General features: G+C 66.7%; 19 protein-coding genes and 1 pseudogene. 10 read left to right on the top strand and 10 right to left on the bottom strand.

All coding sequences use genetic code 11. From position 1 onward, the window contains the following. Positions 1 to 9 precede the first annotated feature (9 nt). A complete protein-coding gene (locus NATOC_RS17785; RefSeq protein ID WP_015322872.1) occupies positions 10 to 1,500 on the top strand; it encodes an LVIVD repeat-containing protein in 1,491 nt (496 codons plus the stop codon). A gap of 61 nt (positions 1,501 to 1,561) precedes the next feature. Here NATOC_RS17785 and NATOC_RS17780 read toward each other — a convergent pair whose 3' ends face one another. Both NATOC_RS17780 and NATOC_RS17775 read right to left on the bottom strand, forming a co-directional pair. Further along, positions 1,562 to 2,470 (bottom strand): AEC family transporter, encoded by a 909-nt coding sequence (locus NATOC_RS17780; RefSeq protein ID WP_015322871.1) that lies wholly within the window; start codon positions 2,468 to 2,470, stop codon positions 1,562 to 1,564. An 86-nt stretch (positions 2,471 to 2,556) separates the two neighbouring features. Beyond that, positions 2,557 to 4,017 carry a DEAD/DEAH box helicase gene (locus NATOC_RS17775; protein WP_015322870.1) on the bottom strand — a complete coding sequence of 487 codons (1,461 nt, stop codon included), beginning with the start codon at positions 4,015 to 4,017 and terminating at the stop codon, positions 2,557 to 2,559. 94 nt (positions 4,018 to 4,111) lie between these two features. On the opposite strand from NATOC_RS17775, the pseudogene NATOC_RS17770 reads away from it, so the two are divergent. Continuing rightward, a pseudogene (locus NATOC_RS17770) lies at positions 4,112 to 4,744 on the top strand (nucleotide exchange factor GrpE); the annotation flags it as partial. Positions 4,745 to 5,037: 293 nt separating this feature from the next. Then, the gene (locus NATOC_RS17765; RefSeq protein ID WP_015322868.1) at positions 5,038 to 7,470 is read left to right on the top strand and encodes an MEDS domain-containing protein; all 2,433 of its coding nucleotides are present in this window, start codon (positions 5,038 to 5,040) and stop codon (positions 7,468 to 7,470) included. Between the two features lie 92 nt (positions 7,471 to 7,562). On the opposite strand, the gene NATOC_RS17760 is transcribed toward NATOC_RS17765, so the two are convergent. After that, positions 7,563 to 7,757, bottom strand: a complete 195-nt coding sequence (locus NATOC_RS17760; protein ID WP_015322867.1) for a hypothetical protein — start codon at positions 7,755 to 7,757, stop codon at positions 7,563 to 7,565. Positions 7,758 to 8,235: 478 nt separating this feature from the next. On the opposite strand from NATOC_RS17760, the gene dnaK reads away from it, so the two are divergent. The 6 genes from dnaK (at position 8,236) to NATOC_RS17730 (ending at position 14,287) form a co-directional block, all read left to right on the top strand. Further along, complete coding sequence (dnaK, locus tag NATOC_RS17755; RefSeq protein ID WP_015322866.1) at positions 8,236 to 10,161, top strand: molecular chaperone DnaK; 1,926 nt, start codon at positions 8,236 to 8,238, stop codon at positions 10,159 to 10,161. A 309-nt stretch (positions 10,162 to 10,470) separates the two neighbouring features. Continuing rightward, positions 10,471 to 11,628: a molecular chaperone DnaJ gene (dnaJ, locus tag NATOC_RS17750; RefSeq protein WP_015322865.1), complete on the top strand. Its 1,158-nt coding sequence runs from the start codon at positions 10,471 to 10,473 to the stop codon at positions 11,626 to 11,628. A gap of 92 nt (positions 11,629 to 11,720) precedes the next feature. Then, on the top strand, positions 11,721 to 12,308 hold the full coding sequence (locus NATOC_RS17745) for a DJ-1/PfpI family protein (protein ID WP_015322864.1): 588 nt from the start codon (positions 11,721 to 11,723) through the stop codon (positions 12,306 to 12,308). A gap of 48 nt (positions 12,309 to 12,356) precedes the next feature. Continuing rightward, on the top strand, positions 12,357 to 13,091 hold the full coding sequence (locus tag NATOC_RS17740; protein WP_015322863.1) for an acyl-CoA synthetase family protein: 735 nt from the start codon (positions 12,357 to 12,359) through the stop codon (positions 13,089 to 13,091). A gap of 60 nt (positions 13,092 to 13,151) precedes the next feature. Beyond that, complete coding sequence (locus NATOC_RS17735) at positions 13,152 to 13,724, top strand: NAD(P)/FAD-dependent oxidoreductase (protein WP_015322862.1); 573 nt, start codon at positions 13,152 to 13,154, stop codon at positions 13,722 to 13,724. 53 nt (positions 13,725 to 13,777) lie between these two features. Then, complete coding sequence (locus NATOC_RS17730; protein WP_015322861.1) at positions 13,778 to 14,287, top strand: YciE/YciF ferroxidase family protein; 510 nt, start codon at positions 13,778 to 13,780, stop codon at positions 14,285 to 14,287. A 195-nt stretch (positions 14,288 to 14,482) separates the two neighbouring features. Here NATOC_RS17730 and NATOC_RS17725 read toward each other — a convergent pair whose 3' ends face one another. Beyond that, on the bottom strand, positions 14,483 to 15,583 hold the full coding sequence (locus NATOC_RS17725) for an alpha/beta fold hydrolase (protein ID WP_245549663.1): 1,101 nt from the start codon (positions 15,581 to 15,583) through the stop codon (positions 14,483 to 14,485). Between the two features lie 86 nt (positions 15,584 to 15,669). Between NATOC_RS17725 and NATOC_RS17720 the strand changes: the two genes are divergently transcribed. Further along, complete coding sequence (locus NATOC_RS17720; protein ID WP_015322859.1) at positions 15,670 to 15,924, top strand: hypothetical protein; 255 nt, start codon at positions 15,670 to 15,672, stop codon at positions 15,922 to 15,924. Here the strand turns inward: NATOC_RS17720 and NATOC_RS17715 are convergent. The 6 genes from NATOC_RS17715 to NATOC_RS17695 all read right to left on the bottom strand — a co-directional run bounded on the left by NATOC_RS17715 (position 15,921) and on the right by NATOC_RS17695 (position 25,877). Beyond that, entirely contained in the window at positions 15,921 to 16,862 is a 942-nt protein-coding gene (locus tag NATOC_RS17715; RefSeq protein WP_015322858.1) for a formyltransferase family protein, read from the bottom strand. The genes NATOC_RS17720 and NATOC_RS17715 overlap by 4 nt on opposite strands. Positions 16,863 to 17,024: 162 nt before the next feature. Next, entirely contained in the window at positions 17,025 to 17,315 is a 291-nt protein-coding gene (locus tag NATOC_RS17710) for a PadR family transcriptional regulator (protein ID WP_015322857.1), read from the bottom strand. 284 nt (positions 17,316 to 17,599) lie between these two features. Beyond that, positions 17,600 to 17,779 (bottom strand): hypothetical protein, encoded by a 180-nt coding sequence (locus NATOC_RS17705; RefSeq protein WP_015322856.1) that lies wholly within the window; start codon positions 17,777 to 17,779, stop codon positions 17,600 to 17,602. A 573-nt stretch (positions 17,780 to 18,352) separates the two neighbouring features. Continuing rightward, positions 18,353 to 23,767 carry an AMP-binding protein gene (locus NATOC_RS17700; RefSeq protein WP_015322855.1) on the bottom strand — a complete coding sequence of 1,805 codons (5,415 nt, stop codon included), beginning with the start codon at positions 23,765 to 23,767 and terminating at the stop codon, positions 18,353 to 18,355. A gap of 207 nt (positions 23,768 to 23,974) precedes the next feature. Then, positions 23,975 to 24,121 (bottom strand): hypothetical protein, encoded by a 147-nt coding sequence (locus NATOC_RS22510; RefSeq protein WP_015322854.1) that lies wholly within the window; start codon positions 24,119 to 24,121, stop codon positions 23,975 to 23,977. Positions 24,122 to 24,332: 211 nt separating this feature from the next. Then, a complete protein-coding gene (locus NATOC_RS17695) occupies positions 24,333 to 25,877 on the bottom strand; it encodes an LVIVD repeat-containing protein (RefSeq protein ID WP_015322853.1) in 1,545 nt (514 codons plus the stop codon). Positions 25,878 to 25,906 lie beyond the last annotated feature (29 nt).

Below are 25,906 nucleotides of genomic sequence, written 5' to 3'. Positions count from 1 at the left end.
GTACCGATAATGCCGACGAGACGCACCCTGCTACGGCGAGCCGCTGTCGCTGGCGCGGCGACCGCGACGATCGGTTCCGGTCCCGTAGCGGCCGAGCCCAGTTCCGAGATCGACGGCGACGAGCGACGAGCCCGCGGTCGGATCGATCCGATCGGTCACGTCCTTCCCGAGGACGCGCCCGCGTACACGTTCGGGCACGTCTCCCCGGACGGCGAGTGGGGCGTGATGGGCAGTTTCCCGCGGAGCGACAGCGACGTGGCGAGTACGCTAATCGACCTCTCGGAGCTCGAGAACCCCAGCGTCGCCCACGAACTTCCGACGGCGAACGAACTCACCCGGACGAACGACGTGAAGTTCGACCCCCTCCGCGAGGGGATTTACGTCCGTTCCCAGGAGGCCGAGGACGAAGGCGAGCTAACGGATCCGGAACCCGATCCCCAGGGCGAGGAGGGGTTCGAGGTCGTCGACTTCGGCTGGGAGGAGGGAACCCCCGAGGACCCGGCGGTGATCGCCAGCGTCGAGACGCCGAACACCGGCGTCCACAAGATCACCGAACACCCCGAGGAGCCAGTGCTTTACGTGATCGACAAACAGTTCGAGGAGCCCGGGATCATCGCCGTCGACTTCAGCGACCCGGCCGACCCCGCGCTCCACAGCGCGTTCGGGATCGACGGCTACTGTCACGACGTCAAGGTCGACCCCGAACGCGAGGTCATCCACGCGGCGTACATCTTCGGTCCGTTCGTTGGATACGCCGTCTTCGACGTCAGCGATCCGCTCGAACCCCCGACTGACCCGATCGGCGTGATCGACTACGACGACTACTCCGATTACACGGCTGTCGGCGAACCAGGCTGGGAGTTCTGCCACCAGGCCCACCCCGACCCGGATCGGGACCTCGTGATCGTTGGCGACGAGGTCCCGCCGCCGCCCCTGGGCCACGAGCTCCCGGGCGGAAAACACGTCATCGACGTCGGCTGGGACGAGGGCAGCCTCGAGGACCCCCGGCCGATCGGGTTCACGAACTCGCCGGACGCCCGTCCGATGACCGATTCGCAGCCGTTCTGGTGGACCACGCACTTCCACGACGTGATCCACGACGGCGACGAGGTTCTCCTCGTCGACGGCGGCTACCGAAACGGCGCCTGGGTCGCAAACGTGACGGATCCGCGGGCACCCGAACCTCTCGAACGGTACGCGACGACCGCGGAACGAGACCGGACACCGGCACACGGCGCCGACGAGGTCGCCTTCCCGTTCACTCCGCCGTTCGCCTGGGGCGCGGCGTACAACGAGGAACGGGACTTCGTCTTCGTCAGCGATACGATGACCGGCGCCTACACGTTCTCGATCGACGCCGAGCCCGCACGCGGCGACGACCGCGGCGGACCCGCGGGACACTTCGACCCCTTCGAGGTGTTGGCGGATCCGGCGCCGGAGGGTGTCGATCCCGAGGAGCTCGTCCCTGAGGACCAGGAATCCGACGAGGGTGATCAGTAAGCCGGGGTCAGCCCGGCTCGGCCCGATTCACCACCGAACGTCTCCAGTACGGGCCGCGGCGTCAGGTGATCAGCGTGATCAGGACGAACAGCGTTGCGATCGAGACCAGCGTCGTGGTAAACACGTTCAGCGACGCGAACTCCGGGTCACCCTCGAGCTCGGCGGCGAAGACGTACGTCGAGACGGCCGTCGGCGTCCCGAGCATGACGACCGCCGCGACGAAGGTCTCGGTGTCGACGGGCAGCGCCGAGAAGACGGCCCACGCCAGCACCGGCATGGCCACGATCTTCAGCGCGACGACCGACCCCGTCGCGCCGTAGTCGACCGAGGGGAGGTCGACCTCAAGCGAGGCGCCGACGCAGAGCAACGCCAGCGGGAGCGCGAGCGACCCGAGGACGTCCAGCCCGCCCACGACGGGCCCCGGAAACGCGACGCCGAGCGAGCCGACCGCGAGGCCGGCGAGAAGCGACACGAGCACGGGGTTGGTCGCCAGCCCGCGCAGCTCCTCGGCGAGCTCCGCGCCGGCACCGTTGCTCGTCGAGAGGACGAGGATCGTCAGCGGCACCTGCACCAGCGTCACGACGCCGAGGATCACGCTCGCGATGGCGGTCACCGGGTCGGCGAACGTCGCCGCGACGAGCGGGAGCCCCAGGTAGCCCAGATTCGAGTGATACGACTGGACGATCGCGACGCTCCGGCGGCCGGCCGTATCCCGACGCCGGTGGACGAGCCACGCGAGCCCCGCCGTCGTGAACAACACGACAAGCAGGCCGCCGACCAGCGCGAACGACAGCAGCTCGCCGATCGCCTGGTCGTAGGTGGAGATGAAGATGAGCGCCGGCAGCGCGACGTAGTAGGCGACGGCGTTCAGCGTGTCCGTTCGTCCGGCGTCGAGGACGCCGGACGCCCGAAGTCCCGTTCCGACGAGGAGAACGACGAGCAACGCGAGCAGCCGAACGAGGACCTCCATGTGCGACCCGAGTCGACTCGGGCTTTTCTGTCGCGGGGCTTGGTATGACGGCGTGGGGGTCGTCCCGCGACTCGGGTGGGCGACGACTACTCCCGTCGGCGCCGCGCGGTCCGCTCCTCGGCGGTCTCGCTGGCGACGACCTCGTACAACAGCGCGCGGCCGCCGTCTTCCTTCGGGCGCAGGATCCGGCCCAGCCGCTGTGTGAACTCCCGCTCGCTGCCGCTGCCCGAGAGCACGACCGCGACGTTCGCGTCGGGGACGTCGACGCCCTCGTCCAGCACGTTCGAGGTCGCGATCCGCGAGTAGGTCCCCTCGCGGAACCGCTCTAAGATCTCCCGGCGCTCGGCGGCGCCTGTCTGGTGGGTGATCGTCGGGATCAGGAACCGCTCGCTGACGTCGTACGCGAGGTCGTTGAACGCCGTGAAGACGATGATTCGCTCGCCACGGTGGGCCGCGAGGACGTCCGCGAGGGCGTCGACCTTCGCCTGACTGCCGTACGTGATCTCGCGGGCGCGCTGGCGAGCAAGCAGCGCCTCGCGGGCCTCGGGATCCGAGCCCGAGCGCTTGACGAGCTCCTGGTAGTCCGAGCCGCTGGAAAACTCGATGTTCGACCTCGCGAGGTAGTTCGAGAAGACCTCCTGGTTGCGGTCGTACGCCTCGCGCTCCTCGGGGGTGAGCGACACCTCGAGCCGTTTCACGTCGTACGGCGCCAGGTGGTCGCCCGCCAGTTCGTCCGGCGAGATCCGGAACGTGAGGTGGCCGACGACGTCCTCGATGACCTCGTGGGCGCCGTCGGGTCGCTCGAACGTTGCGGTCAGTCCCAGTCGCGCGGGCGCGGCGAGCAGGCGGGCGATCTCGCGGTACCCCTCGCCGCCGAGGTGGTGGACCTCGTCGAAGACGACCAGCCCGAACCGATCGCCCACCGAGTCGGCCTTGAGGTAGGCCGAGTCGTACGTCGAGACGGTGATCGGTCCGAGTCGCTGCTCGCCTCCGCCGAAGCGGCCGATCTCGCAGTCGAACTCGCGTTCGAGCTCCCGTTGCCACTGCTCGAGCAGGTCGATCGTCGGGACGACCACGAGCGTCGGCGTCGCGAGGCGCTCGATCGCCTTCAGCGCGATGACGGTCTTTCCGCTTCCCGTCGGGAGCTCGAGGACGCCCCCGGGAGCGCGACCGACGGGTAGTTCGCCGTCCTCGAGACCCGCCCAGCGATCGGTCTCGAGCCAGGCCGACAGCGCCTCCCGCTGGTACGCCCGGAGCTCGTAGGCCGAGCGCAGCTCCGGGAGGGAGTCCAGTTCGAGGACCCGATCCCGAAACGCGACGTCCGCTCGGGAAAGCGCCGCGCGAAGCGGAGCGTACGCCGCGGCGGGGACGCGTTGCCCCCTGGTCCGGGGGTCGGCCTCGAGCTCGGGGAGCCGTTCCCGCAGCGTCGACGCCAGCTCCGACGTCACGCCCTCGAGGCGGACGGTGCCGTCCTCGTATCGGAGCTCGAGGGGGGCGTCCTCGTCGACCGTCGGTGTCACGCCGGACACTGCGGTCGGCGGGCACATATATCGTCGGATCGTTCCCCGTCGAGTCCGGATCTCAATCCTTTTACCGCCGCTGGTCGTTGACCCGACCATGAGCGAAGACGAGGGCACGAACGCGTCAGCCCGGGGTATCTCGTCCGAGGAGCACTCCGAGGACGCCGACGCGGCCGACGTCGGCGCCGAGGAGACGGACGAACCGAGCGCGGAGTCGGAGACGGACGCGGATTCCGAGGCCGAGACCGACGAGGACGAACTCGAGCGGCTCCGCGCCGAACTCGAGGACGCCGAGGCCGAGATCGAGGACCTCGAGAGCCGGCTCAAGCGCAAGCAGGCCGACTTCCAGAACTACAAGAAACGCGCGAAAAAGCGCCAGCAACAGATCAAAGATCGCGCGACCGAGGATCTGGTCGAGCGACTCGTCGGGGTTCGGGACAACCTGAAACGCGCCCTCGAGGAGGACAGCGACGACGTCGAGAGTCTGCGGGAAGGCGTCGAGATGACCCTTCGGGAGTTCGACCGCGTCCTCGAGGACGAGGACGTCTCCGAGATCGATCCCGAACCGGGCACCGAGACCGATCCCCAGCGCCACGAGGTCATGATGCAGGTCGACAGCGACGAGCCCGAGGGAACGATCGCCGACGTCTACACGCCGGGCTACGAGATGGGCGAGAAGGTCATCCAGAACGCCCAGGTAACGGTCTCGAACGGCGAGCTCGAGGACGGCGAGTCCGACGACGCGACGGAGTAGCGCTTCGAGGCGCGGGGCAGGGAAGTTGTATTCAACAGGCTTCTCGTGAGGGAAACGGGATCCCAGGGGAGCCGAAATCTCGTCGCAGTCGCCACGAGTCCCTCGACAGAGACCCCGACGAGCTTTTCCCTGTTGCCCTGATGAACTTGCTATATGAGTGGTGCATCATCGCTGTCTGCCGAGCCGAGCGAACGACGTGGGAGGGCGCTCTTCTCCTCTCGCTCCCGTCGGCGGCGCTTCTCTCCCGCTGTACCTAATATACGAGTCTGTTTTCGGTCGATCAGCGGTGACACATGAGCAAGAACGCGACGTCGAACGAGGGAGCGAGCGAGCCGGTGACCCTCGAGACCGGACTCGAGGCGTTTCAGTCGAGCTCGGAGTTCAGCGGCCCGGTCGAAGCCCTCGACGGGCACGACTGCAACGACCACTTTGCACACATCTACGAGACTCGTGAGGGGAAATTCGAGGCCGCCGTTCCGTTCGTCCGTCACGGCCTCGACCGGGGCGAGCGCATCGCGTACGTCGTCGATCAGAGTACCGAGGCCGAGGTTCGGACGAGGCTGCAGACTGCCGGCATCGACGTCGACGCCGCGCTCGAGTCGGGCGCGCTGAAGTTCTACACCGTCGACGAGACCTATCTTCGGGACGGGTCGTTCGACTCCGCCGAGATGATCCAGTTCTACGCCGACGCTACTGCGGCGGCCACCGAGGAGTTCGAGGCGCTCCGCCTCGTCGCCGAGATGTCGTGGATCCGGGCGGACGAGACGACGATCGAACAGCTGATGGAGTACGAGTCGAAAATCAACGATCTCTTCGACCGGGAGGACGTCCTCGCGATCTGCCAGTACGACCGCGACCTGTTCGATCCGGAGCTGATCCAGAACGTCATCCGGACCCACCCACATCTCATCTACGACGGCACGGCCTGTCACAACTTCTACTACACGCCACCCGAAGAGCTCTTCGGCGACGACGCGCCCGTTCGCGAGAACGACCGTATGCTCCAGACGCTCCGCGAGCGGACGACGGCGAAGGCAGAACTGCAAGAGCGAGAACGGTTCCTGAAACAGCTCTATGACGTAACGGCCGACTCCGGCCAGTCGTTCGAGGAGAAGATCCGCCGTCTGCTCGAGTTGGGTAGCGATCGGTTCGGTCTCGAGATCGGGTACTTCGCCCGGACGGAGAACGGCGAGACGTTCGAGATCGTCGAAGCGGTCGGCGATCACGACCGGATCGCCGCGGGTGTTACCGACACGCTGCGGGGCACTTATTGCGAGAAGCTCCTCGCAGCTCCCGGTCGAATCGCCGTGACTGACGCAGCCGAAGCCGGGTGGGCCACCGACCGCGCGTACGAACGGTTCGGGCTGGACGCCTACTTCGCGACAACCGTCCGCGTCAGCGGTGCGGAGTACGGAACCCTGTGTTTTGCGTCCGAACAGCCTCGGAAGGAGCCCTACACCGATACCGAGCGAACGTATCTCGATCTGATGGGACAGTGGCTCGGCTCCGAACTCGAGCGCCGGCAACGCGAGACGTTCCTGCAGGAAAGCTACCGAATTACTGCCAACCCTGCCCTCGAGTTCGAAGCGAAACTCGAGCAGTTACTCGATTTTGGCCGCGAGTGGATGGGGCTCGAGGCAGCCGGATTGGCCCATCTGCCCGCTTGGGAGGACCGATTCCAACAGGAGTTCACTGTCGGCTACGGGGATGCCGCGGACGACGAAGCCGAGACGATATGGACCGATCCCGGTGAGGGTTGTTACTGTCGGCAGGCCCTCGAGAGCGACGAACCGATCGGGAAGGCAGACGTTCGCGGCACCGACTGGGAGGACGACGAGATCCACCGCGAACACGGGCTGTCGTGCTATCTCGGCACGAAGGTGATGAACGGTTCGACGCCGTACGGAACGCTATGGGTCGGGAGTACGACGCCGCGCGACCGCGAGTTCACGGACACCGAGCGGACGTTCCTCGAGCTGATGGGCCAGTGGGTCAGCTACGAGATCGAACGGCGGTACCGCGAACGAGCGCTCGAGGAGTCGAACGAGCGGCTCGAACAGTTCGCCTATGCCGCTTCGCACGACTTGCAGGAGCCGCTCCGGATGGTCTCGAGCTACCTCCGGCTGATCGAGAACCAGTACGGCGATGCGTTCGACGAGGACGGCGAAGCGTTCCTCGAGTTCGCCGTCGACGGCGCCGACCGGATGCGGGAGATGATCGACGGATTGCTCGCGTACTCGCGGGTCGAAACGCAGGGCGGTTCGTTCGAACCGGTCGAACTGGAGGCCGTCCTCGACGACGTCCTCGAGGATCTCCACCGACAGATCACGGACGCCAACGCCGAGATCACGGCCGAGAAACTCCCTCGAGTGACGGGTGACAGTAACCAACTCCGCCAAACACTGCAAAACCTGCTCGAAAACGCCATCGTCTATAGCGGCGATTCCTCGCCCCGTATTCACATCGATGCGAAACGTCGGAAGCAGGACTGGGTGATCTCGGTTCACGACGACGGAATCGGTATCGAACCGGATGATCAGGACCGCATCTTCGATATTTTCGATCGGTTACACAGTCGTGAGGCGTACGAGGGAACGGGTCTCGGGCTCGCGCTCTGCCAGCGGATCGTCGAGCGCCACGGTGGCGAGATGTGGGTCGATTCGGAACCGGAGGACGGATCGACGTTTTCGTTCACGCTTCCCCCGGCAGACGGTCACGACCGATAGACCGGTTCCAAGAGCCGACGCTAGATGTACCGTCCTTGACCTCCTCGGGATCAAGTCCCGAGACACTCGGCCTGCCCCGCCTGTAGATCCGCTCACGCATCGGTTTTCGAGGCGAACGAGGAGGGCGCTACAGAGTACATGATGAAACCGATGGCCGTGGCTGCGAGCAACGTTCCACCGAGTCCGAGACTTCCGAGATTGACTGAAATAGCCAACAGAGCGAGCGCTACGGCGATTATCGCAGCACGGATTGCACGGAGGTGGGCATCGAGCAGCGCCTCGTCCATGATCTCTCTCGCGCCCACAAATACTCGTATATTTTCACGAATTCGGAGTACGAACCCGTATCGAATACGCTGCTCTCCTCGGTGAGCGAGCCTGCTACTCTGTACAGTGGGGCAAGCAGTTCGGAGACGGATCCTCGACCAAACGGAACCGATCGGGAGAGTGCTGCCAACGACGTCTCCACGGGTCAGCACAGCTGACAGCACGATGGGCGACGCGAGAATACAGCAAGACGGCTTCCCGTCATAGCACCACCTTGTATCCAGAAGTACTTAAAGCGCGGACGGCGAGCCGCGGCACTCGAGGCGAGCTGCGCGAGCACGGCGGAAGTGCCAGTACTCGCTTCGGAGATCGAACGGTACCCGGGTGGCGGTCGATATCCGGTCCGAGCAGCGCTCGTTCACCTGGATTGCTATAATCCAAAGTGCGCTCGCTCGCTGTGATAAGCTTTAAACCAAAGTGAGCATTAGCCGTCTCGTAATGACGAGCAACAAGATTCTCGGTATCGACCTCGGTACCACGAACAGCGCGTTCGCGGTCATGGAAGGGGGCGATCCTGAGATCATCGCCAACGCGGAGGGCGAGCGGACGACGCCGTCGGTCGTCGCGTTCAACGACGAGGAGCGCCTCGTCGGCAAGCCGGCCAAGAACCAGGCCGTCCAGAACCCCGACCGGACGATCCAGTCGATCAAGCGCCACATGGGCGAGGAGGAGTACACCGTCGAGGTAGACGACGAGGAGTACACGCCCGAGGAGATCTCGGCGATGATCCTCCAGAAGATCAAACGCGACGCCGAGGAGTATCTCGGCGACGACGTCGAGAAGGCCGTCATCACGGTGCCGGCCTACTTCAACGACAAGCAGCGCCAGGCGACGAAAGACGCCGGCGAGATCGCCGGCTTCGACGTCGAGCGCATCGTCAACGAGCCCACTGCGGCGTCGATGGCCTACGGGCTCGACGACGAATCCGACCAGACCGTCCTCGTCTACGACCTCGGCGGCGGCACGTTCGACGTCTCCATCCTCGATCTCGGCGGCGGCGTCTACGAGGTCGTCGCGACCAACGGGGACAACGACCTCGGTGGCGACGACTGGGACGAGGCGATCATCGACCACCTCGCCGAGGAGTTCGAGGCCGAACACGGGATCGACCTCCGCGAGGACCGCCAGGCCCTCCAGCGGCTGAAAGACGCCGCCGAGGAGGCCAAGATCGAGCTCTCCTCGCGCAAGGAGACCGAGATCAACCTGCCGTTTATTACCGCGACCGACGACGGTCCTGTCCACCTCGAGGACTCCCTGACCCGCGCGAAGTTCGAGAGCCTCACCGAGGACCTCATCGAGCGCACCGTCGAGCCGACCGAGCAGGCACTGGAAGACGCCGGCTACGACAAGGGCGACATCGACGAGGTGCTGCTCGTCGGCGGCTCGACCCGGATGCCCCAGGTCAGCGAGAAGGTCGAGGACCTCACCGGGCAGGAGCCCCAGAAGAACGTCAACCCCGACGAGGCCGTCGCGCTGGGCGCGGCGATCCAGGGCGGCGTCCTCTCGGGCGACGTCGACGACATCGTCCTGCTGGACGTCACCCCGCTGTCGCTGGGGATCGAGGTCAAAGGCGGGCTCTTCGAGCGCCTGATCGAGAAGAACACGACCATTCCGACCGAGGAGTCGAAGGTGTTCACCACCGCGGCGGACAACCAGACCTCCGTGCAGGTTCGGGTCTTCCAGGGTGAACGCGAGATCGCCGAGGAGAACGAACTGCTCGGCGAGTTCCACCTCACCGGGATCCCGCCGGCGCCCGCGGGGACGCCACAGATCGAGGTCACCTTCTCGCTCGACGAGAACGGGATCGTCAACGTCTCCGCCGAGGACCAGGGCTCGGGCGAGAGCGAGGAGATCACCATCGAGGGCGGCGTCGGCCTCTCCGACGACGAGATCGAGGAGATGCAGGAGGAGGCCGAGCAACACGCGGAGGAAGACGAAAAGAAGCGCCAGCGTATCGAGGCCCGCAACGAGGCCGAGGCGACGATCCAGCGCGCCGAGAAGCTCTTGGAGGAGAACGACGACCAGATCGACGACGACGTCCGCGCCGACATCGAGGCGGCGATCGAGGACCTCGAGGAGACGGTCGACGACGACGAGGCCGACGCCGAGGACCTCGAGGACGCGACCCAGGAGCTCAGCACCGAGCTCCAGGAGATCGGCAAGCAGATGTACCAGCAGCAGGCCGGTGCGGCGGGCGCCGGCGGTGCGGCTGGCGGCGCCGCTGGCGGTGCGGCAGGTGCCGGCCCCGGCGGGATGGGCGACATGGGTGGCGCTGCCGGTCCCGGCGGCGCTGCCGGCGGTGACGACGAAGAGGAGTACGTCGACGCCGACTTCGAGGACGTTGACGAAAACGACGAAGACTGAGTCGTTTTCGTCAGCCCGTCAGACGTAGTCTGACGACGTCGAAGAGGACGACGAGGACTAACTGGACGAGTCGTTCTCTTCCGTAGTTTCGAAGACGAACGTAGTGAGTTTTCGAATGTGGTGACGAGGACGACGAGAACTAACAGGACGAGCCGTCAACTAACCGCTGTAGTCGGGCCGCAAACGCTGCGTGTTCCGGTATTTTTCGTCGAAGTTTTTGTGGGAGTGATTCGCCCGCGACGAACCCGGACACGGAAAAAGTTCGGAACGGTCGTTTCAAGTGTCTCAACCGAGTAACGCCCACAACGAATGAGCGAGGACTTCTACGACGTTCTCGGCGTGAGCCGCGACGCATCCGCCGACGAGATCAAGCAGGCCTACCGGGAGAAGGCCACGGAGTACCACCCGGACGTCAGCGACGACCCAGACGCCGAGGAGAAGTTCAAGAAGATCCAGAAGGCAAAACAGGTCCTGACCGACGAGGAGAAACGCGAGGCCTACGATCGGATGGGCCACGACCGCTACGAGCAGGCCGAAAAGCACGGCTACGACGCCGGCGGCGGTGCCGGCGGGATGGGCGGCGACCCGTTCGGCGGAATGGGCGGCGGGATGGGCGGTGGCGGCGGTCTCGGCGATATCTTCGAGCAGGTCTTCGGCGGCGGTGGCGGTCGCGGTCGACAGCGCCCGCGCAAGGGCCGGGACCTTCGAACCGATCTCGAAATTACCCTCGAGGAGGCCTACGAGGGCGTCGAGAAGCAGTTTACCGTCGAGCGACCCGAAGAGTGTGACAGCTGTGACGGCGAGGGTCACCCGCCGAGCGCCGAGTCCCGGACCTGCCCCGAGTGTCAGGGACGTGGCCAGGTCACCCAGGTTCAGCAGACCCCGCTGGGCCGGGTCCAGCAGACCAGCGCCTGTCCGCGCTGTGAGGGCGAGGGCACGCTCTACTCCGAGACCTGTGGCGACTGTCGCGGCGAGGGGTACGTCCGCGGCGAGGCGAGCCTGACCGTCGAGGTGCCCGCCGGGATCCAGAGCGGCCAGACCCTGCGGATGGAGCGGGAGGGATCGCCGAGTCCCGAGGGCGGTCCCCGCGGCGACCTGCTGATCGACGTCGCCGTCGCCGAACACGACGAGTTCGAGCGCGAGGGCGACGACCTGCGCCACCGGCTGCCGATCTCGTTCCCCCAGGCGACGTTCGGCGATACGGTGCAGGTGCCGACGCTGGACGGCAGCGTCGAGTTCGACGTTCCCGAGGGGACCCAGAGCGGCGAAACGTTCCGTCTGCAGGGGAAAGGGATGCCCCGCCTGCGCGGCCGCGGCCACGGCGACCTCTACGTCAAGGTCCAGGTCGTCACGCCGGACTCGCTCAACGAGGAGCAACGCGACGCCCTCGAGGCGTTCGCCGAGGCCGGCGGCGACGAGATCGAGGTCAACGAAGGCTTCTTCGAGAAGATCAAGCGGGCGTTCTGAGCGACTGCCCGCGACCGACCCGTCTGCCCTGCTGACAGTCACAGCGACTCACAACGCGAGTTTTCACGAACTGTGGTGTACGTGACCACGCCATGTCCGAACAGATACTCCTGCTTGCGGGCGACTTCGTCGAGGACTACGAGGTAATGGTGCCGTATCAGGCGCTCCAGGCCGTGGGCCACGACGTCCACGCCGTCTGTCCCGAGAAGGAGGCCGGCGACCAGTGTCCGACGGCAATCCACGACTTCGAGGGCGACCAGACCTACACCGAGAAGCCGGGCCACAACTTCGAACTAACCCACGACTTCGACGCGGTCGAGCCGAGCGACTACGATGCGCTCGTCGTCCCCGGCGGCCGCGCGCCCGAGTACCTGCGGACCTACGACGAGGTCCTCGAGACGGTCCGGCACTTCTTCGAGGACGAGAAACCCGTCGCCTCGCTGTGTCACGGCCTGCAGATCCTCGCGGCCGCGGACGTCCTCGAGGGCCGGACCTGCACGGCCTATCCCGCGCTCGAGGTCGATATGCGCCAGGCCGGCGCGGAGTGGGCGGACGACGTCGTCCGGGATGGCAACCTCGTCACCGCCCAGGCCTGGCCCGATCACCCCGAGTGGCTCGCCGCGTTTCTCGACCTACTGGGAACCGACCTCGAGCAGCCAGCAGAGGCGGCCGAGGACTGACGTTCGCGAGTCGGCGCGCTTTTTTGGGATCGGTTCCCAGTGGTTCGTATGAACGCCGCGACAGTCGACGATCTGCTCGCTCGCGAGCGACGCGGCGATCGGACGGCGCTGGTCGACGCGACCGGGCGCGAGTACGACCGCCACTGGCTCTGTACCTCCTCGTGGAAGGCCGGCAACTTCCTTCGTCACTCGGGCGTCCGCGAGGACGTCACCGTCGGCGTCGCCGGCGAGGGGCCCCTCGCCCTGCTCGCCTTTTTCGGGACGACCCTGCTCGAGGGGACCACGCGGTTCGATCCGCCGACCGACCTCGCTGAGACGGACGCGTTCCGCGCGCTCGTCGTGCCGACCGAGGACGGCGACGCCTACGAGCTGCCGCCGGGAGCCCAGCGGGTTTACTACGGCGACCAGCCCGACCAGCCGGGGATCCATCACTTCGAGGCCGGCCTCTGGAGCGAAAACCCCTCCTTCCCGCCGCTTTCGGTCGACCCGGAGACGGCACTGGTGACCGACAGCGAGCGGACGCTGACCCACGGCGAGGCCCTCGAGGCGGCCCGCGGGGTCGTCGACGACCACGGACTCGATCCCGACGATCGGGTCGTCGTCCGCGCGCCGCTTTCGGAGCTCGGAACCGTGATCGCGGGCGTCCTCGCGCCGCTGCTAATCGAGGCCCCGATCGTCCTGACCGACGGCGAGGACGCGACGGAGGCCCGCGGTGCGGTCGCCGTCGGAAGCGACCCCGTGCCTGAACCCGCCCGGATCGGCGTCGACGTCCTCGAGGACTGAGTGTCGGAACTGACCGCCCCTTACACAACCGTTTACTGGCGGCTCGTCGTAGGCCAGGCCATGACAGACGTAGCCATCGTCGGCGGCGGGACGGCCGGACTGAGTGCGGCACTTTTCACCGCGAAGAACGGCCTGGATACGGTCGTCTTCGACACCGACGAGACCTGGATGCACAAGGCCCACCTGTTCAACTATCCGGGGATCCGCAGCATCAGCGGCAGCGAGTTCATGTCAGTTACCCGTGGTCAGGTCGAGGACCGAGGTGCCGACCTCCACGGCGACGAGGAGGTGACCGCCGTCGAGGAGACAGACGGCGGGTTCCGGATCGAGACCGACGACGACGAGTACGAGGCGGACTACGTCGTCCTCGCGACCGGCGCCGATCGATCGATCGCCGAGGAGCTGGGCTGTGAGATCGCCGACGATGATACTGTCGACGTGAACCTCAGCATGGAGACGAGCGTCGAGGGCTGCTACGCGACGGGTGCGATGGTCCGGGCCGAGGAGTGGCAGGCAGTCATCGCCGCCGGCGACGGCGGCGCGGCGGCACTGGACATCCTCAGCACCGAGAAGGGCGAACACTACCACGACTTCGACACGCCGGCCGACGTTCCGTCGCTCCGATCGGAGTAGCCCCCTGCGTGTTCGTGGGCGGCGACTATTCGAGGCGGGCGCTTTGAGATAGTATGAGCATCGATACGCTCGAGGGACTGTTCGTCTACAAGCTCCGCCAGCAGTACTACGCAGAACGGCAGTTAGTCGAGACGCTCGACGAGCTGGCGACCAGCGCGACCAACGGGCGGCTGCACCGGAGCTTCGCTGACCACCGCGACGAGACCCGGGCCCAGATCGAGCGACTCGAGGACGTCTTTGCGACCCTCGGGATCGACGCCGAGACCCGGGAGGCGCCGATCCTCGACGCGATCGACGCCCAGCGGCGCGGTTTCGAAGCGCAGATCGACGACGAGGATCTGCTCGATCTGGTCTATCTCACGACCGGACTGATGATCGAACGAGTCGAGATGTCGACCTACGAGGGGTTGTCACTGCTGGCGACCGAGCTCGAACTCGGCGAGGAGGTTCACCAGCCCCTCGAGGCGAACTACGACGAGGAGCAGTCGGCCCACGGCGAGATCGACACGCTGGCGGCCGCCTCCGAGATGAAATCGCTCTGGGAGCGCCTGACTCCGTCCTGAACCGCTCGTCCTGGCTGACGGAATCGACGGGTCCCCGGTAGCCATCCCTCCGGCAGGATCGAGAGCGGATCGCGCGCTCGTGGTACTGCCTTTCACGGCCGGTACGAGGCTGATACCACGGGGACTGACGGGTGTAAGCGGTTTCTTGATTCCCGCGTGCGAACGCTTCTCGGGCGCTGACCCGGCCACCCGCGGTCAGGCGTTCCGTTCCACGAACCAGTCCGCGACCTGCGGCCAGCCACGTTCGTGGGCGACCGCCGAGACCGACAGCCCAACGTGGCCCGTCGGGAGCTCGAGGACGTCGGTGTCGTCGCTCTCGATCGCCTCGAGCAGCGGGACGCTCGCCGCTCGCGGGACGTAGGCGTCCTCGGTGCCGAGGACGAGCAGCGTCGGCGCCTCGATCGACGCGAGATCGACACGGCGCCCGCCGAGCTCGAGCTCGTTCTCGATCAGCCGGTTCTCGAGGAGCAGGCCCTCGACGAACTCGCGGTAGAGCCGCCCGGGCACGTGCGGCCCGCCCGTGATCCACTCGAGTTTCCGTCCCTGTTCCTCGACGAACGCCGCGTCGTCGAGCTGATCCCAGAGCCGAAGCGGCGTCGTGACGGTGTACTCGACGGGTTTCCGACAGGCGAGCCCGAGCTCCAGCAGCGGCGTCGGAACGGCGTCGAACGTAGCTACGATCCGTTCGTGGTCCTGTTCGGCGGCAAGGGAGCGAAACAGCTCCATATCGTCCCCGGCGTGGAAGTCGATCGGCGGCCCCTGTAACGCGAGCGTTCGGACGCGGTCGGGAAACAGCGCGGCGTAGGCGACCGCCAGCGGGACCGACGTCGAGTAGCCGAGCAGGTGGACCGCGTCGGCCCCGTGACGCTCGCGAACGGCGTCGACGCAGTTGGCCAGAAAGCGCCGAACGTAGTCGTCGAGGCCGAGCGAACGATCCAGCGGCGACGGATCGCCCCAGTCGACGACGTAGACGGGGAGTCCTCGGTCGAGGAGCGTTCGGACAACGCTTCGTTTCGGCGCGAAATCGAGTATCGAGGGATCGTTGATGAACGCGTAGGCGATCACTACCGGCGTCGCGTCGGTCGCCGGACGCTCGGGCTCGTACCGACGGAGCCGAACCGGCGGTTCCTCGTGGACGATCTCGTAGGGCGTCTCGCCCGGTTTGGCGGCGGCGAGCTGGAGCGTTCGGGACGGTGCCTGGCCGAGCTTCGACGGCGTCCTCGCCGCGCGGTCGGCGAGCTGTCGCGAGAACTCGTGGGGGTCCATCCGGTAGTCGGTCGCATTCGGGCGATCCACGCCCTTTGCCTCCCGCCTTGCATACTGCGTCCGTCCGTCGCAAGCACAGCCGCTATCTGCGGGAGCGCCCAACCGTCGACGTATATATGTCGATAGGCGAACACGAATCCGACGTCACGAACCGCACGCGACGGCGCACAATGAAGCTCTTGGGGCTCGCTGCCGTCGGCTCGCTCGCCGCGCTGGCGGGCTGTGGTGAGGACGAGGACCAGGAGCCCGACAACGAGGACGCGGTCGCGCCCGAGGGCGACGATCCCGAGGACGACCCGACCGAGGAGGAGACGGTCGACGACGAGAACGCGAACGGCGGGCTCGAGGACGACGAAGATGAGGAGAACTAATCCCCCGATCGCGGGCGACCGGGACCCGAGACGGGCGCAGACGGTTCGGTCGTCGACCCCCCGGGCCTGCCGTGGCGCAGGCGCCGTTCGGCGCGACCGACGAGGTTCTGCAGCAGGATCCCGCCGGAAAAGGAGAGCTCGCGGCGTCGCTTCCGGTAGTACACCTCGCCGAGCTCGTCCTCGGGGACCGTCGCCGGCTCGAAGTCGGGCGCTTGCAGGTTGGCGACCCCCTCGCTCAGCAGCGCGATCTGGCGGGTCGCGGCGCGGTCGAAGACGTCCCACAGCGTGGGGCAGTCGCCGATGGGGACGTCGTCGTATGCGACGATCTCGCCGCCGTCGATCGACTCGTCGAGTCGCTGGAGGGTCGTTCCACACCGATCCTGCCCATCGCGAAACACCGCCGGCGGCCCCATCCCACGGTAGGAACGGATGTCGGCGGGATGGAAGCTCAACACCCCGAACTCCGGGGCCTCGAGGATCGGACCTCGGATGAGCCCGAAGCCGAAGAGTACCAGCGCGTCACAGTCCCGGGCGACGCGGTCGACGACCTCGTCGGGGAACTCGTACCAGGCGCCGTCCCGCACGGGATCGCACGGAACGTGGTCAGTCTCGGCGAGGGGAGCGACGTTCTCGACCGCGTGGCGCCGCCAGAGCGGGCGCTCCTCGCCGATCAGCTTGGCGAGGTTGCGCTCGGCGAGCACGAGCGCCCATGCTCGTTCCCGGTCGAGCAGTTCGAAGAACTGCCGGACGTCCGCGAGCCCGATCCGGGTTCGTGTGTTCCACGCCTCGGGATCGCCGTCGGCTTTCTCTTCGTTGGTGACGATCAGCGGGATCGTTACGTCGTGATCGGCCTGCAGCCGTTCGAGCGCACGCACCTGCCACCCGTTGAGGTAGGGATCGGCCAACACCCCGATCCGCTTCGGTCCGAAGCCTGCCATGGTACGTCCGTCCGCCGTATGCCCCTTAGTTACGGTCTCCGTGTGTCGCGTTACGCACTCCGAACACCCCCATCCGTGCACCGAGGAGTCGCCGTTTCGATCCGCGACTCGCGTGGGCTCGCGGTGGGAGACAGCGGTCGCTCGGCCGCGAGAGGAGTGCAGCTACGACTCCGAGAGCAGCTCGTCGACGTACTGCTGTTCCCACTCCCTGCGCGCCTCGAGTTCGCGTTTGCCACGCCGCGTGACGGTGTAGAAGTTCGTCCGTCGGTCGACCTGCCCCTTCTCGACGAGCCCCTTGTCGACGAGCGTATCGAGGTTCGGATACAGCCGCCCGTGGTGGATGTCTTTCTCGTAGTACTCCTCGAGTTCCTCCTGGATCGCCAGCCCGTGTGGCTCGTCTCGTCCCTGGATGACGTACAACAGGTCCCGCTGGAAGCCGGTTAAATCATACATGTTTCCTCGATTGAGCTATTGATATAATACGATATCGGAATCGAAGCGACGACGGAATCGATCGACGTTCAGCTACGAGCCGCCGCGGTCGACCGATCCGCCCCGTCGAGAACATTCTGTCACTCCACGGACAGCTGTGTCGATCGGTCCGTCCTCGTTGCGCGACCGGTCAGTCGTCCGAATCGACAGAACCGTCGAGCGAGACGGAGCTGTGCTCGCGGCCGAGGACGAACCGAGACGTCGACGGACGGAGTCGTCTCTGCGGCGAGTCGTCGAAAATCGATTCAGCCGTCGGTCGCGTACGGATCGATCGGCTCGCTCTCGAGGACGTCGAACGAGGAGTTCCCGCAGGAACAGCGACGGACGCCGATCGGCTCGACTGCGTCGTCCGACCGACGGACTGCGAAGACGCTTCCACACTGGGTGCACGTTCCGGCAGCCCGCCTTTTGGGGTCGGTCGCCATACGTTTCGGTCACCGTCGAGCAGGATAAGCGGTCCGTGAGTGCGACCGAAGTACCACGGTCGTCACTACGCAAGTGACAACAACGACCACCGTTCGATCGATCGGCGCGACCGACGAGCCGCGGTGTCGGGCCGCGATCGATCGGCGACATCCCAAAAAGGCGAGCGAGTCGGAGTCCCGCTCCAGCTCGCTCCGCGTGGTTCGTGTAGTAGTTCGTGGTGCGAGGTCGGTGGGAGCGGTAGTGAGGGCATGACCTCTGACCGTTAGGGCAGTTCGAATAACTCCCCCACCGACCACCTAATTCTACCTAAGCGGGTCATAATAATCTTTTTATCGATTAGCTATAATAAGAAGCTATTCCGAATGTATAAACATAGTTGGCCGAGCCGCTCGACGGGTTCCGGTGGTATCTCGGTGGAAAGAGCAGCGATGGGGGGAGGAGACCGGGGAACTCGCGAGCGATGCGTGTCAGAGGCGGAGTCCGCGGCCTATTCTAACCCCACCTTCACGAAATAAATACTTTCTGTGATCCGATGACGGCGGATCGACGTCGGCGGTTCCGAACGGATCCGCTCAGCGCTCTCTATCGGCCCAGGCGAGGAACAGCTCCTCCTTGGAGTCCAGTCCGTCCTCAGGCAGCGCGTGTGCTGCGACGTAGCTGCTCGCCTCGTGTTCGTTGTCCCACATTGCCTGGTGGGCCTCGGGGAGCTCGTCCCAGCCGACGACTTCCGGATCGGTGAGGTCGATCTCGCCGGCGTCGACGGCCTCGTTCAACTGTTCGACCTCGTAGGCGTTGCTCAGATGGGTGCCGAGGATCTCCGCAGTCGGCATCAACACCTCGCGCTGGCGCATCCACACCTGCGGGGCGTACATCGAGTATCGTCGGTCCTCGAGGTCCTCGCTGTAGACGACCCGTCCGGTGTGGGGTTTCGCCAGCATCGTGCTCACATAGAGGGCGTCGTGGTCGGCCCGTTCGAAGACCACGTCGGGGTACCCCCGCGGGTTCTTCGGCGTGCCGAGGAGTTCGCCGACCGCCTTCCCGAGGGGCTTGAACACCTCGTCGGTGATCGACTGGACGACCCCCCTGAACGCCTCTGGATCGGCCTGGGCGTCGGGGAGGTCCGGCAGCGTCTCGGGCCAGCGAAAGTCGTCCTCGCGCCGTTGCAGGCCCTCGATGCTGACGGTACCCTCGACGGCGTCGCCGAAGCCAAGCGACTCGACGAACTCCGCCTGCTCGTCGGTGGAGGCGACGACCGCGATTCGGGTGCCGGCCTCGCGGGCGTCCTCGATTGCCCTGAGCCCGGTCTCGTCGACGACCCCGTCGGGGCCGGTGTCGGTCCCGTAGTAGATCAGGACGCCGTCGCCGGCCCGGACGTCGGCCCGTTCGAACATCGCGTCGGGGGTCGAGGCTCCGGGCTTGCCGAGGAAAGTCAGGTAGTAACCCGTCGAGGCGCCGTAGAAGGTCAGCTTCCCGCCCTCCTCGAGCAGCTGGAAGCTCCGGGGGAAAGAGAGCTCCCCGGCGTGGCTGACGGCGTAGTCGGCCCGCTCGCCGTCGTGGTTGGCCTCGTAGGCCTCGACGAACTCTCGTCCCGCCTCCTTCCAGTCGTCCCACGCGTTTTCCTCGCGGGGGATCCGCCCCCAGATGTCGTCGTAGGGATCGGCGGTGCGGTCGAGGGCGTCCGCGCCGAGGCGCTCGATCCGTTCGGCGCGTTCCTCGCTCGAGCAGAGCCCCGTCACGTCGACGTCGTTGCGCGTCGCGAGCTTCGTCGTCTCCCAGCCCGTGCCCGTCGAGGCGCCCTCGACGAACATCGACGTCTCGGGCTCGATGTCAAGCGTCGTAAACAGCGCCCGCCAGACGGTGCCCGTCGCGAGGACGTAGGCCCCGGCCTGTTCGATCGTCGCCTCCTCGGGGATCGGCAGCACCTGGGGCCCCTGGGCGAGCATGAACTGCTGGTGGCTGCCGTTCGGCCCCTCGTACCCCTGGATCGAGAAGTCGGCGTACATCGGGTCCAGCCCCATCCGCGGCGAGAGCAGGTCGCTCTGGCCGGAGTAGATCGTCACCAGATCGCCGACCGAGACCCGTCCCTCGCGGACGACCGCCTCGCCGGCGTCGACCACCAGCGCGACCCCGCCGCTGCCGGTGACGTGGTAGTCCTGGTCGTGGTTCTCGAACTGGCTGACCGGAACGCCCGTGATCGCCCAGATGTCGTTGAAGTTGACCTCGCTTGCGAGGACGTAGACCAGCACCTCGTTCGGGCCGGGCTCCTCGACGGGGACGACCTCCTCGAGCTCCGCCTCCTCGGGGTCGCCGTGGGCGGCTTCGCCGGTCTCGTCGTCCTTGCGGACCAGCTGGGCGTACTGGTAGTCGGGGATCTCGTCGACGCCCGGGTAGAACGGCTCGCCGGGCGGGAGCAGTCGGCCGTCCTCGAGCAGCGCCTGCTCCTCCTCGGGCGAGGGCGAGAACCGCTCGCGGGTCGGCAACGGCTCGCTGGCCCGGTCGAGGAACGCCTCGATCCCCGCTTTCCCGCCTTCAGGGTCGACGACGGCCTCGGCGAAGTGTGTCGCCTCGCGCTCGAGGCCCGCGTCGATCCCCTCCTCGAACCCGACACGGATGGCCTCGACGGCCCGCTCGAACGCCTTCGCCCGCCCCGTGCCGGCGTGGTCGCACTGGCGACGGTTGCGCTCGACGATCGGGTCCTCGAGGACGTCCGCGGGGAACTCGCCGGGGTCGGCCCACGCCGAGCGGTTCTCGAGGCGCCGTTCGCGCGCGTCCGCCAGGGTGTCGCCCGCGTCGGTGACGTGTTCGCGGGCGAGCGCCGCGGCCCGGATGCGGGCCGTCCGCTCGGTCTCGAGCTCGTCGACCAGCCCCATCTCGAGGGCGTCCTCGGCGTCGACGGTTCGACCGTTCGTGATCAGCGTCACGGCGTCGCGGACGCCGTCGGTCCCCCGACGTTCGCCGAGAACGCGAGGGAGCCGCTGGGTGCCGCCGTACCCCGGGATGAGGTTGAGGTTGAGCTCCGGCTGGCCGAACTCGGCCGCCTGCTCGGCGACGGAGTAGTGGGCCGCGAGCTGGAGCTCGTTCCCGCCGCCGAGCGCCGTGCCGTTGACCGCGGCAACCACGGGGACCGAAAGCTCCTCGATCCGTCGGAACGCCTCGTGGGCCGTGTTCGGGAAGGCGACGGCGTCCTCGTACTCGTGGACCTCCTCTAAGAACTGCTCGACGTCCGCGCCGGCGACGAAGTTCGACGGGCCCGCGCCCGTGAGCACGACCGCGCCGACGTCCTCGCGGCGATCGAGGTGTTCGAGGACGGTGTTGAGCTCGTCGAGGGCGCGTTCGGTGAGCGCGTTGACGGGCGGGCTGTCGATCGTGACCGTCGCGATCCGTTCGTCCGCGCCGCGAACGTCGTTGTACTGAACCGTGACGTTGCGGTATTGCTCGAGGAGCTCCTGCTCGGCCGCCAGCTCCTGGCGGCGGCGCCAGCGCTCGCACTTCGGGCGGATCGACTCGACGACGCCGGGATTCTTCAGCGTGCTCGTGTCGCCGATCGGCTCCCGGTCGAGCATCGCGGTCAGCATCCGGCGCATGTACTTCCCCGAACGGGTCTCGGGGAACGCCTCGACCTCGATGAACGTCTCCGGGACCGCGGTGACGCCTTTCTCATCGCGGACCAGCCCCGAGAGGCGGGCCTCGACCTCGTTGGTGAGTCGGTCGTCGGGTTTTGTCTGGACGAAGGCCACGGGCGTCAGTCCCTTCTCGTGGTGGTCGGCGCCGACGACGACGGCGTTTGCCACCGGCGAGTCGGGGTTGATCCGCTTGTCCTGTAAGATCGCGCCCTCGATCTCCTCGGTGCCCATCCGGTGACCTGAGACGTTGATCACCTCGTCCGAGCGACCGTGGAGGCTGAAGGAGTCGTCGTCGTACTGCTTGGCGACGTCGCCCTGGAGGTAGGCGTACTCGCCATCCTTCTCGATCCAGTAGACGTCCTCGAAACGTTCGGCGTTGCCCGTCCACTCGCCCGCCCAGTCGGCGCCGTCCCACCCCTCGAGGTCGCCCCAGACGTACCGCATCAGGTACGGGTAGGGCTCCTCGACGATGATCTCGCCGCGCTCCTCGGGGTCGGCCTCGCGCCACTCGCTGGTGCCGTCAGGGTGTTCCTCCTCCTCGACCCAGACGTTGCCGAACACCCACGGCAGCGGGTAGGTGTGGGCGTCCGCCCGGAGTTCGAAGTCCTCGTTGCCGAAGAAGTGGGTCCAGACGATCCCGCCGTGCTCGGTCGCCCAGTAGGAGTTGATGTAGCGCTCGCAGATCTCCTCCATCCCGAACTCCTGGACGGCCGGGCTCACGGGCTCGGCACAGAACGTCGCGACCCGCAGGGAGTCGGTCTCCCACTCGCGCATGTCCGCGACGCTCTCGTCGTCCTCCATGATCCCCTTCAGGAAGGTGACGCCGGCCTTGAAGACGGTCGCGCCGTAGCGCTCGATCACCGAACTGAACCGGCCCGCGTCGGGGTAGACGGGCGCACCCTCGAGTAAAACGCTCGTCGTCCGGGTCGTCAGCGAGGCGCTGATGAGATACGACTGGCCCGTGATCCAGCCCGGATCGGCGATGACGAAGATCGTGTCCTCGCCGGGGACGACGTCGAAGGAAACCTTCATCGTGTTCGCGATGCCGGCGGTGTAGCCGCCGTGGACGTGGACGACGCCCTTCGGCTTCCCCGTCGACCCGCTCGTAAAGATGACGAAGAGGGGATACTCCGCGTCGACCGGGACGGGACGCGAGCTGGCCCAGATCGCCCGGACCAGCTCCCGGTCCTCGAGCGCGAGCAGGTCGTCGTAGCTCTCGAGGGCGAACCCCGCGTCGCGGGCCTGAGCCAGGATATCCTCCCGGGCGTCGGCGATCAGGTCGGCCGACCAGTCGTCGCGGTCGTGGGTCTGGATCTCCTGGCCCGTGTGCTCGACGACGACCACCCGTTCGAGCCGGTCCTCCGAGTCGACCAGCGCCCGGGCGATCTCGGTTCGGATCTCGGCGAGCTCCTCGCCCGAGCGGTCGGCGAACGTCTCGAGGGCGTTCCCGACCCCCCGCATCGCCTGGCCCCGATCGACGGTGGCCTCGCCCTCGATCGCCCGCTCGACCCGCTCGCGGATCGTCTCGGCGTGGCGCTCGTCCAGCTCCAGCTCCGCGAGCGTCTCGTCGACGATCTCGAGGACGGTCTCGACGGGCAGGTAGTCCTCGAGCGCGGGGTCGGCGTACCGCTCCTTGTAGGGGACGATCTCGGCGTTGCGGTAGCCGCCGTCGCTGGTGATCAGCACGTCGGCACCGAGCCGGGCGATCCGATCGGAGAGGGTCTTGTCGCTAAAGCCGCCGAACACCGGCGTGTAGACGATCCCAAGCCGCTTGGCGGCCTCGGTGTAGTAGAGCTGCTCCATGATGTTTGGCATGTTCAGGGCGATGCGATCGCCCCGCTCGAGGCCGAGGTTCTGCAGCACCTGGGCGGCCTCGGCGACCCGAACCAGCAGCTCCCGGCGCGAGACGTCCTCGGAGACGACCGGTCCCCCGCGGCCGTCGTTTTTCGACTGATCCCAGCGGTCGCCCTCGAAGTGAAACGCGGTCTCGTCGCCGTGGCCCGCGAGGACGTGCCGATCCACCTCGTTGAAACAGGCGTTGGTCAGCCCGCCCGCGAACCACTCGTACAGCGGCGCCTCGGAGTCGTCGAAGGCGACGTCCCAGGGCTCGTGGCCCTCAGGGTAGTCGCGGCTCGTTCGAGCGCCCGTCTCGGCGTCGAACCCGGTCCACTCCCCGTCGTAGGACAGCCACGCGTCCTCGTCGTCGTGGTACCAGTGGATCTCTCGCTTGGCGATCGACCCGTGGAACGAACCGGGGTCCTCGCGGGCCCGCTCGCGGTACTGCTCCCAGTCGTCCCGGGTTCGGATCGGGTTCGATCGCACGTCGTCGGTGCTGGACGCTCCCTCGTCGGCGCGTTCACTCATTATAAACCATCATGAACGCACCTCGTCAAGAGTGTTTTGCGGAGCGCAAACCGTCGTTCCGACGTCGGAACGACCGAAACCGGTATCCCGCCGAGGCGAGGCGCTCCCGGTTGCGAGCGTCGCGCCCTCGCCGGCGGTGACGCCGCGGCTGCTGGCGCCGTCGTCCGGCGTCCGCGGTCGGAAGCTGCCCCGGACGCGGTACCGCCGCTAGTACCCGAGCAACCGCAAAATAATTCCCAAGATTATGCCCGTGAGACCGACGAGAATCCCCACGCCGGGAATAACGGGGATCGGGATGAGGCCGATACCGAGCACGATCGCGAGCACGATGACGATCGTCGAGATTCTGACCATACCTGATCCACCACTCACCGTCGGGTAGGCGTTGGGCTTGCTATTTCGCCGCTCGGCCGCGGTAGCAGCGGTCTCGAACGACCGACTCGAGGACTCCTCATCCGTGTCTCGGACCGCTCGCCCGAGCGATCGGCCGATCTCGCGTCTCCGCTTCCCGATGGCCTCGGCGACGGGGCGCGAGGACGCCGGCGCTAGCGGACGGCGGCCCGTCTCAGTGGTGGGCCATCTCGAACTCCTCGACCTCGACGCCCTCTTCCTCCGCGATCGCCTCGATCTCGGCGAGGGCGTCCTCAGTCATCTCCTTTCCGCCGGTGTTGGGGACCGTCGCGTGCTCCTCGTAGTAGTGGTAGGCCAGCTCGAGCCCGTCGGCGCCGACCTCGTCGCGGGGTTCGTAGGTCCGCTTGATCTCCTCGACGATCGTCCGGAACTCGAACTTCTCGGGGGAGAGCTCGAAGGTGTACGCCCCCGTCAGCGAGTCGCTGGCGAAAACGAAGTTCCGGGCCTCGTTGTACTCCACTGACCAGACGAACGGCGGGTGGATCGGGTCGAGCATGTCGACGACGGGCCCGCTCCCGAGCTGGGGGATCAGGTCCTCGTCCTCGTGAGTCGGGTAGCTTTCGGCCGGCGTGGGGTCGGTCGGATCGGTGATGTCGGCGACCCAGACGCCCTCGTGGTAGCCGCCGTCGACAAGCAGCGTGACCCCGCCCGCACAGGGGACGACGTTGTGGAAGTGTGTCGTCCAGAAGAACGGCTCGTCCTCGCCTTGCTCTCTGGCGTTCGGCGAGTGGGTGAAGCCGATGTGGATCGGATTTTCCGGAGAGCCCTCGTCCCAGCCGATGTCGTAGACGTGTTTCCCGCCGGGCATCCCGGTCCCGATCTCGTCGCCGACGACGGCCAGATCCCGCTCGGGATCGAAGCTCGCCTGGTGGCAGCTCTCGAAGCCCGGCTCGCCGATCTCCTCGTAGTCGGGCCGCTCCGCGTAGTCGATCCGCGAGAGCTCCTCGGGCTCGTATGGGTCGCTGACGTCGAAGATGACGTAGCCGACGAAATCGCCCCCGATGTACGCCGCGTGGATCAGGTCGCGGTGGGGGTCGACCTCGAGATCGTGACAGTAGCCGTCGGGACCGAACTCCGAGAGATACTCCGGAGCGGTCGGGTCGCTGACGTCGTAGATCAGGATTCCCGGCTCCGAGCCGTCCTTGTCGATCGGGTAGAGAATCGGCTCGTCGGGGTGTTCCTCGAGCTTGTGGACGCCCGTCCGGGGCGTCTCGACGGTCGCGACGATCTCGGGGTCTTCGACGGTACCGACGTCGTAGCCGTAGTCGATCACCTGAAAGCCCATCTCGGCGTCGTCGATGTTGGGCTCGAGGGTCCGATAGTAGAGCCCGTCGCGGGGATCGAACTTCACGTCGTTCTGTCGGTTCGTGTTCGCCGAGGGAACCCGGTGGGCCTGCTCGGGGTTCTCCAGGTCCGAGAGATCGACGAGGAAGCTCCCACCCTCGCCGTAGTAGCCCCCCATCACGGCGTACTTCCCGTCGTCGCGTACCGCACCGTACGTGTAGATCCCCGGCGGGTTCTCGAGGAAGTCGTGTCCGAGGCGCTCGATCGATCCGGGGACTCCCTCGCCCACTTTCTTTGCTTTCCCGTCCTCATCGTCCGACGTCTCGCCCCCGCTTACCGTGCCGGTTCCCACGCCAGCCGCCGCAGCTGCGATCCCGCTGTACTTCAGGACATCCCGCCGTGAACTGTCGAACATGGCAGTTGGGGTACCGGTCCGTACTGTGT

The sequence above is a fragment of the Natronococcus occultus SP4 genome (genome assembly GCF_000328685.1).
In the GTDB taxonomy this organism is placed as follows: Archaea; Halobacteriota; Halobacteria; order Halobacteriales; family Natrialbaceae; genus Natronococcus; species Natronococcus occultus.
This window is presented reverse-complemented; position numbering and strand designations above follow the sequence as displayed.

Excerpts from the sequence above, each read along its gene's own strand:
- NATOC_RS17785 (WP_015322872.1), top strand. The coding sequence starts at position 10 with ATGCCGACGAGACGCACCCTGCTACGGCGAGCCGCTGTCGCTGGCGCG.
- NATOC_RS17780 (WP_015322871.1), bottom strand. The coding sequence starts at position 2,470 with ATGGAGGTCCTCGTTCGGCTGCTCGCGTTGCTCGTCGTTCTCCTCGTC.
- NATOC_RS17775 (WP_015322870.1), bottom strand. The coding sequence starts at position 4,017 with ATGTGCCCGCCGACCGCAGTGTCCGGCGTGACACCGACGGTCGACGAG.
- NATOC_RS17765 (WP_015322868.1), top strand. The coding sequence starts at position 5,038 with ATGAGCAAGAACGCGACGTCGAACGAGGGAGCGAGCGAGCCGGTGACC.
- NATOC_RS17760 (WP_015322867.1), bottom strand. The coding sequence starts at position 7,757 with ATGGACGAGGCGCTGCTCGATGCCCACCTCCGTGCAATCCGTGCTGCG.
- dnaK (WP_015322866.1), top strand. The coding sequence starts at position 8,236 with ATGACGAGCAACAAGATTCTCGGTATCGACCTCGGTACCACGAACAGC.
- dnaJ (WP_015322865.1), top strand. The coding sequence starts at position 10,471 with ATGAGCGAGGACTTCTACGACGTTCTCGGCGTGAGCCGCGACGCATCC.
- NATOC_RS17745 (WP_015322864.1), top strand. The coding sequence starts at position 11,721 with ATGTCCGAACAGATACTCCTGCTTGCGGGCGACTTCGTCGAGGACTAC.
- NATOC_RS17740 (WP_015322863.1), top strand. The coding sequence starts at position 12,357 with ATGAACGCCGCGACAGTCGACGATCTGCTCGCTCGCGAGCGACGCGGC.
- NATOC_RS17735 (WP_015322862.1), top strand. The coding sequence starts at position 13,152 with ATGACAGACGTAGCCATCGTCGGCGGCGGGACGGCCGGACTGAGTGCG.
- NATOC_RS17730 (WP_015322861.1), top strand. The coding sequence starts at position 13,778 with ATGAGCATCGATACGCTCGAGGGACTGTTCGTCTACAAGCTCCGCCAG.
- NATOC_RS17720 (WP_015322859.1), top strand. The coding sequence starts at position 15,670 with ATGTCGATAGGCGAACACGAATCCGACGTCACGAACCGCACGCGACGG.
- NATOC_RS17715 (WP_015322858.1), bottom strand. The coding sequence starts at position 16,862 with ATGGCAGGCTTCGGACCGAAGCGGATCGGGGTGTTGGCCGATCCCTAC.
- NATOC_RS17710 (WP_015322857.1), bottom strand. The coding sequence starts at position 17,315 with ATGTATGATTTAACCGGCTTCCAGCGGGACCTGTTGTACGTCATCCAG.
- NATOC_RS17705 (WP_015322856.1), bottom strand. The coding sequence starts at position 17,779 with ATGGCGACCGACCCCAAAAGGCGGGCTGCCGGAACGTGCACCCAGTGT.
- NATOC_RS17700 (WP_015322855.1), bottom strand. The coding sequence starts at position 23,767 with ATGAGTGAACGCGCCGACGAGGGAGCGTCCAGCACCGACGACGTGCGA.
- NATOC_RS22510 (WP_015322854.1), bottom strand. The coding sequence starts at position 24,121 with ATGGTCAGAATCTCGACGATCGTCATCGTGCTCGCGATCGTGCTCGGT.
- NATOC_RS17695 (WP_015322853.1), bottom strand. The coding sequence starts at position 25,877 with ATGTTCGACAGTTCACGGCGGGATGTCCTGAAGTACAGCGGGATCGCA.